Annotated in this window: 10 protein-coding genes and 1 tRNA gene; 4 read left to right on the plus strand and 7 right to left on the minus strand. The window is 31.4% G+C overall.

Features of this window, described 5'->3' with window-relative positions:
- Window positions 1-44: 44 nt before the first annotated feature.
- Window positions 45-1,514 carry an exopolyphosphatase gene (locus Q0K76_RS03700; RefSeq protein WP_363322394.1) on the plus strand — a complete coding sequence of 490 codons (1,470 nt, stop codon included), beginning with the start codon at window positions 45-47 and terminating at the stop codon, window positions 1,512-1,514.
- 119 nt (window positions 1,515-1,633) lie between these two features.
- On the opposite strand, the gene Q0K76_RS03705 is transcribed toward Q0K76_RS03700, so the two are convergent.
- The 3 genes from Q0K76_RS03705 to Q0K76_RS03715 form a co-directional block, all read right to left on the minus strand.
- Entirely contained in the window at window positions 1,634-3,094 is a 1,461-nt protein-coding gene (locus Q0K76_RS03705) for a DASS family sodium-coupled anion symporter (RefSeq protein ID WP_294611505.1), read from the minus strand.
- A gap of 92 nt (window positions 3,095-3,186) precedes the next feature.
- The gene (locus Q0K76_RS03710; RefSeq protein ID WP_294611760.1) at window positions 3,187-4,152 is read right to left on the minus strand and encodes an FAD:protein FMN transferase; all 966 of its coding nucleotides are present in this window, start codon (window positions 4,150-4,152) and stop codon (window positions 3,187-3,189) included.
- 15 nt (window positions 4,153-4,167) lie between these two features.
- Window positions 4,168-6,939 (minus strand): flavocytochrome c, encoded by a 2,772-nt coding sequence (locus Q0K76_RS03715; RefSeq protein ID WP_294611508.1) that lies wholly within the window; start codon window positions 6,937-6,939, stop codon window positions 4,168-4,170.
- A gap of 517 nt (window positions 6,940-7,456) precedes the next feature.
- Here Q0K76_RS03715 and Q0K76_RS03720 point away from each other — a divergent pair.
- On the plus strand, window positions 7,457-8,506 hold the full coding sequence (locus Q0K76_RS03720) for a hypothetical protein (protein WP_294611511.1): 1,050 nt from the start codon (window positions 7,457-7,459) through the stop codon (window positions 8,504-8,506).
- An 86-nt stretch (window positions 8,507-8,592) separates the two neighbouring features.
- Here the strand turns inward: Q0K76_RS03720 and Q0K76_RS03725 are convergent, their stop codons facing one another.
- From Q0K76_RS03725 to dnaQ, 3 genes are all read right to left on the minus strand, one after another.
- Window positions 8,593-8,955 carry a YbaN family protein gene (locus tag Q0K76_RS03725; protein WP_294611513.1) on the minus strand — a complete coding sequence of 121 codons (363 nt, stop codon included), beginning with the start codon at window positions 8,953-8,955 and terminating at the stop codon, window positions 8,593-8,595.
- Window positions 8,956-9,807: 852 nt separating this feature from the next.
- Window positions 9,808-9,884: transfer RNA gene (locus Q0K76_RS03730), tRNA-Asp, on the minus strand.
- 116 nt (window positions 9,885-10,000) lie between these two features.
- Window positions 10,001-10,735, minus strand: coding sequence for a DNA polymerase III subunit epsilon (gene dnaQ / locus Q0K76_RS03735; protein WP_294611515.1), 735 nt, complete (start codon window positions 10,733-10,735; stop codon window positions 10,001-10,003).
- 206 nt (window positions 10,736-10,941) lie between these two features.
- On the opposite strand from dnaQ, the gene rnhA reads away from it, so the two are divergent.
- The gene (gene rnhA / locus Q0K76_RS03740; protein ID WP_294611517.1) at window positions 10,942-11,406 is read left to right on the plus strand and encodes a ribonuclease HI; all 465 of its coding nucleotides are present in this window, start codon (window positions 10,942-10,944) and stop codon (window positions 11,404-11,406) included.
- A gap of 221 nt (window positions 11,407-11,627) precedes the next feature.
- Window positions 11,628-12,890, plus strand: coding sequence for a transglycosylase SLT domain-containing protein (locus Q0K76_RS03745; protein ID WP_294611520.1), 1,263 nt, complete (start codon window positions 11,628-11,630; stop codon window positions 12,888-12,890).
- On the opposite strand, the gene Q0K76_RS03750 is transcribed toward Q0K76_RS03745, so the two are convergent.
- Window positions 12,862-13,650: an endonuclease/exonuclease/phosphatase family protein gene (locus Q0K76_RS03750; RefSeq protein ID WP_294611523.1), complete on the minus strand. Its 789-nt coding sequence runs from the start codon at window positions 13,648-13,650 to the stop codon at window positions 12,862-12,864. The two genes, Q0K76_RS03745 and Q0K76_RS03750, sit on opposite strands and share 29 nt — an antisense overlap.
- Between the last annotated feature and the right edge of the window lie 2 nt (window positions 13,651-13,652).

The following is a 13,652-nucleotide window of genomic DNA, read 5'->3' on the forward strand; positions in this document are numbered from 1 at the left end:
TTAATGAATATGCGGTAATTGATTTAGGTTCAAATAGTTTTCATATGGTAATTGCGCGTTGCATTGATGGAGCAATTCAAATTATTTATAAAAATAAACAAAATGTCCATTTAGCAACGGGGCTAAATTCCAATCAAGAATTGAGTGAATCTAGTCTTAAACGTGGTATAGATTGTCTTACTTTATTTGCAGAAAGATTAAATGGTTTCCCTGCTGACAATGTTAGAATTGTTGCGACTCATACTTTACGAGTTGCAAAAAATAGACATCAATTTTTAACTGCAGCAGCAAAGATATTACCCTATCCGGTAGAAATTATTTCCGGTCAAGAAGAAGCTCGCTTAATTTACTTAGGTACCATGATTATGGAACCTACTTCCGCATCTGATACTAAATTTGTGATAGATATTGGAGGGGGGTCAACTGAAATTGCAATAGGAAAAGGAAATGGCTTGAAACCAATAATTGTAGACAGTCGCCCTATGGGATGTGTAACATACGCGAAACAATTTTTCCCAGATCAACAGATTAATAAAAATGCTTTTCAACAAGCAAAATTAGCTGCTGAACAGCAAATAGAATGCATGATAAATATTATAAAAAAACAAAATATTACAATTGCATTTGGTACATCTGGTACCATAAAAAGTATCTATAATATATTGCTAGATCTTGGTGTAAGTGATGGCATAATTACCCCTAAAAGATTAAATGATTTAATCAGTTATGTACTAGAGTTTAAATCTTCTCAAGAAATTGATTATCCTTCTCTTTCTAAAGAAAGAAAAACTGTTTTTGTCAGTGGCTTAGCTATATTCAATGGTGTTTTTGATGCTTTAGGGTTAGAAGCATTACAATATAGTCCAAGTGCATTACGCGAAGGTGTTTTATATGAATTAATTGATAAACCTAATTATGGTGATATAAGACAAACTACTGCCCTATCACTTGCCCAACATTATAATATTGATAAACGTCATGCTGAGCAAGTTGTGAAGACAGCTAAATATCTCTTTTCCCAATGGAAAGAACAGTCATCTTTAACTATTCCAATTAATTTAGAAGCAATTTTATATTGGGCCGCACAATTACATGAAGTTGGATTGAAAATTAATTTTTCATCTATTCATAAACATTCCAGTTATATTTTATTAAATAGCAATCTACCTGGATTTAATGAAGAACAACAATTATTATTAGCTACACTAGTTCGTTATCATAGAAAATCAATAAATATCGATGAATTACCCTATTTTAGTCTATTTGAATATAAGCATATCATTCCACTTTTACAAATTCTTAGATTATCAATCTTGATCAATAACCAACGAAATGCAGAACTTGATTTACATGCTTTTCATTTAAAATTAGCTAATAATAAACTAACAGAAATTACCCTAGAAATTAATAAAATATTTATCAAAAATAATAAACTTATTTTACTAGACTTAGAACAAGAGCAGAAATATTGGAACTCAGTCAATCACTGGAAATTATTAATTGAAACGCACTAACTTTTAATAACCTTTATAGATAATTAGATTAGTTATTATTATAAAATTGTCATTAAATAAAATATCGCCAACATATGTTGACGACATAAATAAGGAAATAAATATTATATGATAGGATATTAGTTTAAGCCTAATATCTTCCACCATAAAATTCCAACAGTAAATACTATTAATAAATTTACCACACTACATATAAAACCAACCTTCCACCATGTTTTTACTGGTACAAATCCTTCAGCAAATAATAATGGGTTTCTAGCATTAGCAAATTGAGTAATTGAACCGAAATAGTTAGTACAAATAACTAATGCAAAAATAGCAATAAAAGTTGGTACCCCAAGCGAAATTGCTACTGATAAAAACACAGGGAATAATGCTGCAATGTGCGCATTTCCACTGGCAAAGAAGTAGTGTAAATAAACATAAGCAACGCATAAAATAACCAATACAAGAATCCAACTGCTTTCACCCAAATTACTCTGTACTAGTTTGCCAATAGTATCTCCTAACCATTTAGTTACACCAAGTTTATTAATTTGCCCTGCCATCATTAATAACGCAGCAAACCAAATTAATGTATCCCAAGCTGATTTTTCACCTTTTACATCATCCCAACTCAACACTCCAGTTAATAACAAAATAGTCAAACCAATAAAAGCAGTTGTAGTTCCTTCAATGCCAAAATTACCACCACAAATCCAAAGTACTAACAACAAAATCACCGTTATGCCCATGATTATTTCTTTAGTGGTTATTCCACCCATTTTTTTGAGTTCATCTACAGCCATTCTAGGTGCTTCGGGAGTTTTTTTAAGTTCTGGATTAGTTAAAAAATATATAACTAGAGGAATAACAATAAAAGATACTAGACAAGGTACAATTGCCGCAATGAACCATTGTGCCCACCCTAAAGTGATATTTAAATTTGTGGTCACCAGTTTTGCAGCTAATAAATTACCGGTAAATGCCGTTAAAAACATTGCCGATGTAATATCATTAACATGACTAATGGTCAACATTAAAAATGTCCCAATTCGGTTTCTTGATTCATCTTTCGGATTAGAATTAAAGTTAATTGATAAAGCTTCGGCAATTGGATAAATCACGCCTCCGGCTCGAGCAGTTGTACTTGGAATAGCGGGTGCTAATGCGATATCTGTCACTGACAAGCCATATGCTAATCCAAGTGTATTTTTCCCCAAAATTTTAACTAAATAGTAAGCAATACGTTTACTTAACCCTGTTTTTATAAATCCTCGAGCGATCATAAAAGCAATAACAATAAGCCAAATAAGACTACTGTTTAATTCACTTAAAGATATTTTGATTGATTCAGTTGCATTTGTGGCTCCCGATGGTCTTAATATTGCAAATACAGTAATAGCTAATAATCCAATTGCGCCAATCGGCATTATTTCAGCGACAATACAGGCAATTGTTGCTACAAAAACGATACTAGTTCGCCAACCTTGGATCGTTATACCTTCCGGAGGTGAAATAAATAGCCATAATATTGCAGAAACTGCAATAATAATAATCAATGGAAACCATTTTACTGACGGTTTTTTCACTATATTCATAGTATTTTCCTTTTCAATTTTAAATCACTCAAATTTTATTCATAAGCAAATATTATATGTTGTATACAATGCCTTTATTCATTTATTAGATATTAGTAATAGCTGATTAAATATTGTTTATCTAGCAATTTGAAAGAAATATTTTCATGATTTACCAATGCTATCGTTTTATTTTTTAATAAAAAAATGGCTGATATATTTTGATGTTTTTGCAAAAATTTTTTGCTTCTTTCAATGCCTAATCCATATAAAATAGTTGAATAAATATCTCCCTCTAGTGAGGTATTTGAAATAATTGTGACACTTTCTAATTCATTGTCTAATGGATATCCTGTTGTAGGATTAAAAATATGATGGTATAAACGATTGTTTTGAATAAAAAAACGCTCATAAATACCAGAGGTCACGACTGATTTATTATTAACGTTAAAAATACCCACTAACTCATTATTAAACGAAAATGGTTTTCTCAATCCTACATGCCAATATCCATCTTCACTTAAAAGTGATTGTCCTATTGTTAGTACATTCCCACCTAAATTGATTATGGCTTGATGAATATTATGCTTACATAGAATAATCTTAGTTATATCGGCTATATAACCTTTGGCTATTGCGCCTAAATCAATTTCCATTCCCTCTTTTTTCAAAAAAACGGATTGTATTGCTGAATTAAGTTCAATGTCCTCTGGCTTAGTTAATAATAATTGTTGTTTAATTTGCTCATCATTGGGAACTTGATGTCCCTTAAATCCAATCTTCCAAAGTTTTACTAACGGGCCAATTGCTAAATTAAAGCAATTATTAGGTATAAGACTCACTTTATATGCTTGTTCAATTAAAGAAAACACAACTTGACTAACTATGACTGGATGTTTTCCTGCAGCTAAATTAACTGACATAACTTCAGATAATTGACGATTTACTGTCAATTTATCCTCAAGCATACTAATGGTTTTAAAAACAATTTTAGCTACAGTTTCATTAGGTTCTAAAAGTGTTAATGAAACCGTGGTTCCCAGTAAAGTTTTGTTATATTCGTAAGTCGTGTTTTCCATATCAAACAAAATAAATCAGCCATTGATATAATCGGTAGCTTGTTTACCCGCTTGTATACCAAAAATAATGATATCAGCAACCGCATTACCACCAATCCGGTTAGCACCATGTACGCCGCCTACAACCTCACCGGCTGCAAATACACCTTGTATTATATTTTTATGAGTATCTAATACCTGTGTTTGCGTATTTATTGTGATGCCACCCATAGTATGATGAACACCAGGAGCAATTTTGATTGCATAAAATGGCCCCTTATTTATAGGATGGCGCATTCCGGTTGTTCGACCAAAATCATCATCTTGTTTTTTAATAACAAATTGATTATAGCGTTCAATTGTTTTTATTAATTCGGCACTATTTATAGCTAGTTTTTGTGCTAATTCATTGATGGTATTGGCTTGGATGACTAAATCATGAGATAGATATTCTTCAACAGCTTTGTTTTCATCTCTAACTTGTTGATCAAATAGGATGTAAGCATAATGCTCAGGTAATTTGATAATATCTGCAGAAACTTTATCACGCGTATCTAATTCATTGACAAAACGTTTACCATTTTGAGTAATAAGGATAGCTCCACCACCACGAATTGATTCGGAAATCAAATACGAAGTAGTCTGCTCAACTGTTGGGTGGATTTGGATTTCACTCATATCAACTGTCCCTGCTCCCAGTTTTTCTAAAATTAGAATACCTGAACCTGTTGCCCCTTTATGATTTGTCGTTACAAATCCTTTAAGATCCGGACGATATTTTTCAACCATTTCCTTATTAGCACTAAATCCACCTGTAGCAATAATAACCGCTTTAGCTTTTATAATTTGAACTGAGCCATCCTCATCAGAAACTTTAACTCCAACTACTTTATTATTTTCTGTTACAATTTCGGTTACAGAAGTATCTAACATAACTTCGATACCTCTTTTATTAATATTTTTTACCAAACCACTAATTAAGAAACCGCCAACTGCAGCCCCACTTGCTGGTCTATGCGTGCGATCAACGCTCATACCACCAGTTGTAGTTAAACCACTCAACTCGATACCATTATCGTCTAACCAATTTATAGCATCTGGGGCATTTTCAACAAAGTAATGCAATAACTCTGGGTTATTTTTATTTTTACCACCTGTCATGGTTTCTTTATAAAAGAGTGCTTTACTGTCAACGATACCTTTTAGTTTTTGAAATTTTGTTTCAGCAGCATTCATGCCTGCTGAGGCTTTATTGGTATTTCCGCCTATAACAGACATTTTTTCTACAATAATAACATTAGCCCCCAAATCATGAGCTTTGATTGCCGCGGCAAGTCCTGCACCACCACTACCTACAACAACAATATCATATGATTTATCATTAGGATCACCACCTTCAGCTAAAATAGCTTCTTTATTAGATTTTGCCATAGCTTTAGTGACAGCTTTTTTGAAAGCTTCACATTGTGTGGTGGCACCAGAAACTGCATCTACATGAGGACTATTTGAATCAATAATTCTATTTTTAATTACTGAGAAATTATCGAGGACTTCGTGATCAAACTCTTTAGCATTCACCAATTGCATATCTTTTATGAAGTCTTTACCTAATTCAACATTAATGAGGAATTCATAAGATTCATCATTGACTTTTTCTTGATAACTTCCCGGTTTGAATTTTTTGACATTGAGGTTAACATCACGAATCAAGCTTTCAACTAAAGAAAAATGCCATAATGGCTCAGGGATCTTTAGTGCCTCACGTTGATCACTGTTAATAACTAATTCTAATTTTTCACCTTTTTCAATGCGGTTAATCCAATCAGGATAAGCAATGCATGCTCGCCCTACCGCGACTAAATCATAACCGTTGTCAATAGCTGCATCTATATCACTTTGGTTGATAACATTACCTACTCCTACTACAGGAATTTTAGCTAATTTATCAGATCGCATTGCCACATACTTATTTATTAAAGGAGTTGGATCTTGCGTATCGACAATTGATGGTCTAAGGATTGCTCCCATTGAAAAATGCACATAATCAATACCTTTTTCAGCTAATTTTTCCAATAAATACATTGAATCATCAAAACGAATACCAGGAACTTCTAATTCCTCAGGTGAGAATCGATAACCAACAATAAAATCTTGGTTAGCATATTTCTTAACCATATCATGGGTAATATCTAATACTGCTAAAGGGAATCTAGCTCGATTATCACGGCTACCACCCCATTTATCGGTTCTTTGGTTGGAATTTGGCGAATAAAATTGTTGAATTAAATAGGTATTTGCACCATGAATTTCCACTCCATCAAATCCCGCTTGAATAGCTCGACGAACAGCTTGTCCAAATTTATCAAGCATTGCATCAACTTCTTCTGGTGTTAATTCAATTGGTGTAGGAGCATTAGGTCGAGGAGCGGCAATGGCACTAGGTCCTACAGGGGATTGCCCACCAATTAATTTAGGTTCAACCATTCGTCCACCATGATAAACTTGAATCACAGCTTTTGAACCCTTTTCTTTTATAACTTGAGCTATTTTAGCTAATCCTTCAATTTTCTCATCATTATCTAGACCTATAGCACCAGGAAAAGCTAAACCTTTATTATCAACAAATCCACATTCAACAATAATTGTGCCAATTTCTCCAGCTCTTGCTTGATAATATTCAATTAAATCATGAGTAACAGAGCCTTCATAAAAACCAGAACACGTTGTCATTGGTGCCATCATTATTCGATTTTTTAATTCCACACCATTTGGTAATGTTAATGGCTTAAAAGCGATATTATTTTTCATAAATTGCACCTAATTGTCTTTAAATTTCACATGTTACCGGTAATCATAACATCACTTATAGTCATTTTTAATAACATTAAGCCTATTAATGCAATTAAGTATCAATTTTTCGACAGACAATTTTCTATATTTATTAATAAATTACATAGTTAGTTAGTAATGCTGAACTTGTTCTATCTGACTTTTTGAAAAAAATCATAATAAGAATTAAGAAATCGTCATAAAAATCTAAAAAAAAACACTTTAACCTTTTCATTTACTTAGATATTTATAATAAATTACGACTTGAACTTTATTTTTTATTGGATAAAATGCAGTAAAATTTTATGCAAAGAGAATTTAACTGTGAACGTAATATACCAACATGTCTTAAAACCTAAAAATTATTCTCTTGCAAATCTATTTATTGATCCTCCTAAATGGAGGATTTTTTTTATCTCAAAAAATTTCACATTTTATTATCACCACATCTTTTTGATAAGCATCAGTTCAATATCATCCACAAACAGGAGACAGTATGAAACCGTTGATTCCATTTTATAATCCAACTATTAGTTATGAAGATAATTATGCCCAAGGACCATTTGGACTTTTTGCACAATCAGATAAAGCGGAAAAAGTCGATACTAAACCAAGTAAATTTTTAAATCTTGATGTGAACTTACCATTTGGTATTCCGGCTGGACCATTATTAAATGCCAATTATATCAAAGCCGCTTTTGCTTATGGATTTGATTTATGTGTATACAAAACAGTAAGAACTAAATTACAAAAATGCCATCCGTTACCAAATGTCTTATCCGTTCATCCAAAAGGTAGATTATCCAGTAATCTTGATACTGTTTTGGCAGATACGAATTATGATCAACCTTTATCTATTACTAATTCATTTGGTGTGCCCTCTTTCTCCCCTGATGTTTGGCAACCTGATATGGAAAATGCTGTAAAATCTGCAAGCAAAGGACAATATGTAATTGGTAGTTTTCAAGGTACAAAAGGTAATGGTGAAATAGAGAAAGATTATGCATTAGCAGCTAAATTAGTCAGAGAAACCAATGCCCCAATTTTAGAAGCAAATTTAAGTTGTCCCAACGAGGGGGCAAGCAAACTACTTTGCTTTGATGTAGATAAAGTTGAACGAATTGTTAAAGAAATTAAAACTGCAGTACCTGATAGACCACTTATTTTAAAACTTGCTTATTTTCCAGATGATGAAAGGATTATCTCATTACTCAGCCGGGTCGGTTCAATTGTAGATGGGTTAAGTGCGATTAATACTCTTTCAGCAAAACCTGTTGATGCATCAGGCCATCCTGCTTTAGGCGAAAAGAGACCTGAAGGAGGAATATGTGGTGAAGCTATACGTTGGGCAGGTTTAGATATGGTAAGTCGTTTGGCTAAATATCGTCAAAAAATGGATTTAAAATTTACTATTATTGGCGTTGGAGGCGTGAGTAATAGTGAGCATTATCACCAGTTTTTAAAAAGTGGCGCAGATGCCGTTATGAGTGCCACCGGTGCAATGTGGAACCCATTACTTGCTATTGAAATCAAAAAAAGTCTTTAAAAATAACATTTAAATTAATGAAGACTATTTATAGTTAACAATAATGATACAGGGCTTGTCCCTGTATTTTTATCAAGTGTAGGGGGTTAGCGTTTACGAAAGTAAAGATAGCCAAAAATAAGATGTGCTAGAAAAACAACAACTAAAATAATTCGGACATGTAACGAATCAAAAATAATAAATGGAATAAATAAAACAAGAAATACCATCATCAACATTTTAAACAATCCTGACTTAGTAGCCTTCTTCTCCAAAATCATTTGTTGAATATAAATTTGATAATAACGAGTATGAGTAAAATAATAATAAAGCCGATTTGAGCTATTTAACCAAAAATAAGCGGTCAATAAATAAAATGGCACAGTGGGTAAAATTGGAACAAAAATTCCGACAGTTCCAAGTGCAAAGGTCAAACCACCTAAAATAATAAAAACCCATTTTTTAAGCATGACTTAGATACCTTAATTGTGCCCGTTATTACATTAGTAAAGTTGTTAATTTGAATTAATACAGCAATTTGATATTATTTTAATCAGAAATAACAGAATAAATAAGATGAAGAAATGATAACAGTTCAAATAACATTATTTCTCCTGATCAAGAATCATCCATTAGGGTTATTAACATCAGTATAAGGATGTATCTTTCTAATACAACTAATTAATTCATTATCATTATTTATATGAATATTATACCGATATTTACAATAATTAATTTGTCTTTGTTTCTGTTTTTTACTTAAATTTTCAAATTTAGGAATCCCTCCATCTTGTAAATAAATATCATAAAACTTCAGTTGAAACGTAGGATTTTTTTTAAGAAAAAAATGAGGTATTGGTTTATCATCAAAGGGATAAATAATATAACCGGTAAAAAACCAACTAGCAAAAAAGATAAAAAAATTGATTAGTAAAATAATACATCCCTTTTTATGAAAGCCTCGTTGAAAGAAGTTAATTGATTTAAAAAAAATAAGTAAAATCAATACAGCTATTAGAAAAAAAACCAATACTCAACAATCACAATGAAGGAACGAAAAAAAATAGCTAATATAGTTGCCATAATTTCTTTCATAACACAAATGCCTCCAATCCAACCATGATTGTATTAATGTTGTTTATTTGCTTTTGCAAGAACCTATTTTATCATGCAATCCATTAAATTCTGCACAATGAATTTGATTAAGCAAATGTATCAATTTTTATATTAAGCAAATTAAGATAATTCTATTTACTGATAATAAGATCAAATCAGAATTAATAGATATTTATGGGAGTCAATAAAATCTGACCAAAAAGAATTGGCGGAACGGACGGGGCTCGAACCCGCGACCCCCTGCGTGACAGGCAGGTATTCTAACCAACTGAACTACCGCTCCGCTTTTATTGATAACTTTAATATAAGTAACTTAAAGTAGGCGTGATGTTAAAGATTATTTTTATCGACGTCAACATAATTTTTTATAAATGCGATTAACTGAATAGAAATCCATCATTAAGATGAATGCCATAATGCCCCACCACTTTTTTTATCAATTTTTTTTAAAATAGTTTCGTGTTGAGAAATTTCATAATCTGAAGCTTTTATGACTTTCAATAATCCACCTGTTCGTTCTATTTTATTTATAGCTCCCTCATTGGTAAAAGACAAATTGTTTTCATCAGTAGCAAAAGAAAGAGTGGTTTGTCCACCTGTCATAGCTAAGTAAACTTCAGCTAAGATTTCTGCATCTAATAAAGCTCCATGTAATGTTCGATGAGAATTATCAATTTGATAGCGTTCACATAAAACATCTAAGTTATTTCGTTTACCAGGAAATAATCGTCTGGCCATAGCCAAAGTATCGGTAACAATACAATGATCAGCGGTTTTAAAATCCAGACCACAAAGACGAAACTCATAATCCATAAATCCTACATCAAATGAAGCATTATGAATGACTAATTCAGCACCATCGATAAATTTAATAAAATCATGAGCAATATTTTTGAAAATAGGTTTATCTTTAACAAATTCATCACTAATGCCATGAACTTTATATGCGTCTTCATCTATAAGACGTTCAGGATTAATATAAACATGGAAATGATTGCCGGTTAAACGGCGATTTACGACCTCAACTGCACCTATTTCTATAATTTTATGGCCTTCATAATGATTACTGCCTTCTTGATTCATACCTGTTGTTTCAGTATCTAAAACAATTTGACGAGTAGAATTATTTATCACTTTATTCTCTATTTTATTAACAATTGGGAAAAAATACGGATGGTATGTTATAGTTTAACACCAAAATTACTTAATGTTGATACCTTGAATAAATCAAAATATTATGCAGTTTGTTATAATTATCACATTACAACAATTTATTTTTGTTTATAAACCTATCATCTATTGATGATTTACTATCATAAATTAAAAAAGATAATTTACCAATGCTAAAAAAAATTGAAATTTTTACAGATGGCTCTTGTCTCGGCAATCCTGGACCAGGCGGTTATGCAGTTATTTTAAGATATAAACAAACTGAAAAAGTTTTATCTGGCGGTTTTTTTCGAACGACCAATAATAGAATGGAATTATTAGCAGCAATTGTTGCTTTGGAACAACTTAAACAAACTTGTCAAATTGATTTATATTCAGATAGCCAGTATTTACGTAATGGCATTTTAAATTGGATTCACGGTTGGAAAAAAAATGGGTGGAAAACGGCCAATAAACAACCTGTCAAAAATGTAGATTTGTGGATAAAACTAGATGAATTAGTGCAACCACATAAAATTAATTGGATTTGGATTAAAGGTCATGCAGGACATTTAGAAAATGAACGATGTGATATCATAGCGAAAGCCAAAGCAGAAGCACCGACTTTAACAGATATCAATTTTGAACAATCTTAAAATTTATTTTATTATCAATACTAAAAATAGTAATTGTGTTATTTTTTAGTATTTTTTCTGTTAATAAAGCGAAATAATTTTCATTAACAATGAAAATAGATTTATTTTTACACAATAAATTTCATTCTTACAATGGGTTATCGTTATTATTTTTTTAGAAGCCAAAATGACATTTTTTTGATATAATATACGACTTAGGTTTTATTAAAATATATGAGATAATGAGAAAATTATTAATATTTATAGTGTTAAGTTTGTTTTTAGATGGTTGCCAAAATCATCATTCCCTAACAAATAATAGTTTTAAAACGCAGAATATCGGGACAAAAGTTAGCAGCAAAAGTAATAGTAGTAATTTTACATCTATAACGAAAAATCCTTGGCAGTATATGCTAAGTCAGATCAATGTAAATGTTCCAGAAAATGATCGTGTAAAAGCGGAAAGAGAACGTTTTTTGCGCAATCCTCAGGAATTTGAAACTATAGCTTTACGTTCTGAGCCATATGTCTATTATATAATCAATCAGTTGCGCAACAACCAGTTACCGGTTGAATTAGCTTTGATTCCTTTAATTGAAAGTGCTTATGATCCACTTGCGACTTCTTCTGCCCATGCGGCAGGATTATGGCAATTTGTACCAATTACAGCAAGAGAATATGGATTGAAACAAAGCCGAACCTTTGACCCTCGGCGCGATCTTATTGCTTCAACTTCTTCAGCTATATCTCTATTACAGAATTTAAATAATCGTTTTAATGGAGATTGGTTATTAACTTTAGCGGCTTATAATGCTGGAGAAGGTCGGATAAGAAAAGCGATAGAAAAAAACAAAGCTAGTGGATTACCTGTAAATTATTGGTCTCTGGATCTTCCTTCAGAAACTATGCATTATGTACCTAAAATTTTAGCTATTATTGATATTGTCAAAAATAATAAAAAATATGGTATTAAATTACCAGATTGCAATTATGAAAACTCGCTTGTTAGAATCGATATATCAAAAAATATTTCTTTAGCTAAAATTGCGCAATATACAGATATACCTCTTAATGATTTAAAAAGTTTCAATGCTGGTTATATTCAACAAACAGTAAATGGTCCTTTTCATTTGCTAATACCATATACCTATGCAGAGGATTTATTCCAAAAATTACAAGCTAAAAACCTTGTAACTTCTGAAATTACCGAACTTTTACAAGATGTACCGCATTCCAATATGCCATTTGAAATAAAAACAAGCACTATTCAATATAGTGGCAGTGTTAATAATAATTTTAATTCCATCATTAAGACAAATAAAAAGCAGAAAAAGCAGAAAAAGCAGATAACTTATCTTGTTAAAGCAGGAGACAATCTTTATTCTATTGCTCAAAATTATCGAGTAAAAATTACCGATATATTAGAATGGAACAAATTGAAAAATCCTAGAATAAAAGAGGGAGATATCTTAACCATTAATCTTGCGAACGCAAATCCAATTTAAATTTAACTAATAAAGGATTATGATCAGATGCGGTAGTGCTAATTATTTGCGCTGCATCTAATTGTAATCCTCGATAAAATACAAAATCCAATGGTCTTCCCATAAATGTTTTTCGAATGTCGATGCTGAAATTTACTGGTTTAAGTTCGATTGATCTTACTAAATGATACAATAGGTTTAAACGTTGTCGACTCCATGCATTAAAATCCCCTGCTAAAATAACAGGTCCATTATGTTCTTTTATACGATGTAATAATATATGCATTTGTTGTTGATAGATTTTTATACCAAAACTAAAATTAATAGCATGAATATTGGCAACTAATAATTGTTGATTTGAATTATCAATGGAATAAACAGTAATTAAAGCAGATTTCGGTACGCGAATAAACGGTTCTTTTTCTCTAAATGACAAAAGTACTGTTGGTAATGTATTAGAAATTGTCATTACACCTGCATAAATATCATTAAAAGCATAAGCTGGTACATGATCAGCTATTTTTTTATGCTGTGTAATAAAATTAATTAATTTTGATGTTGTTTGAGCTTCTTGTAATAAAATGAGTTTAGCTTCATTAACATATTGTTCTAATATATGGATGCTTTCAGCCTTTTTTTGCTTAAAAATATTCCAAATCAGAACGGTAAATGGTTCCTGATCAATTAACGGTTTATTAACCATTATATGTTGATTTGGCAAAATTAATTCAACATCACAATCTGCTTGATACCTTAACGTGTAATCCCTTTGCTTAAACATTT

This window comes from uncultured Gilliamella sp. (assembly GCA_945271295.1).
Taxonomy (GTDB): Bacteria; Pseudomonadota; Gammaproteobacteria; order Enterobacterales; family Orbaceae; genus Gilliamella.

Excerpts from the sequence above, each read along its gene's own strand:
- Q0K76_RS03700 (WP_363322394.1), top strand. The coding sequence starts at position 45 with ATGGTAATTGCGCGTTGCATTGATGGAGCAATTCAAATTATTTATAAA.
- Q0K76_RS03705 (WP_294611505.1), bottom strand. The coding sequence starts at position 3,094 with ATGAATATAGTGAAAAAACCGTCAGTAAAATGGTTTCCATTGATTATT.
- Q0K76_RS03710 (WP_294611760.1), bottom strand. The coding sequence starts at position 4,152 with ATGGAAAACACGACTTACGAATATAACAAAACTTTACTGGGAACCACG.
- Q0K76_RS03715 (WP_294611508.1), bottom strand. The coding sequence starts at position 6,939 with ATGAAAAATAATATCGCTTTTAAGCCATTAACATTACCAAATGGTGTG.
- Q0K76_RS03720 (WP_294611511.1), top strand. The coding sequence starts at position 7,457 with ATGAAACCGTTGATTCCATTTTATAATCCAACTATTAGTTATGAAGAT.
- Q0K76_RS03725 (WP_294611513.1), bottom strand. The coding sequence starts at position 8,955 with ATGCTTAAAAAATGGGTTTTTATTATTTTAGGTGGTTTGACCTTTGCA.
- rnhA (WP_294611517.1), top strand. The coding sequence starts at position 10,942 with ATGCTAAAAAAAATTGAAATTTTTACAGATGGCTCTTGTCTCGGCAAT.
- Q0K76_RS03745 (WP_294611520.1), top strand. The coding sequence starts at position 11,628 with ATGAGAAAATTATTAATATTTATAGTGTTAAGTTTGTTTTTAGATGGT.
- Q0K76_RS03750 (WP_294611523.1), bottom strand. The coding sequence starts at position 13,650 with ATGTTTAAGCAAAGGGATTACACGTTAAGGTATCAAGCAGATTGTGAT.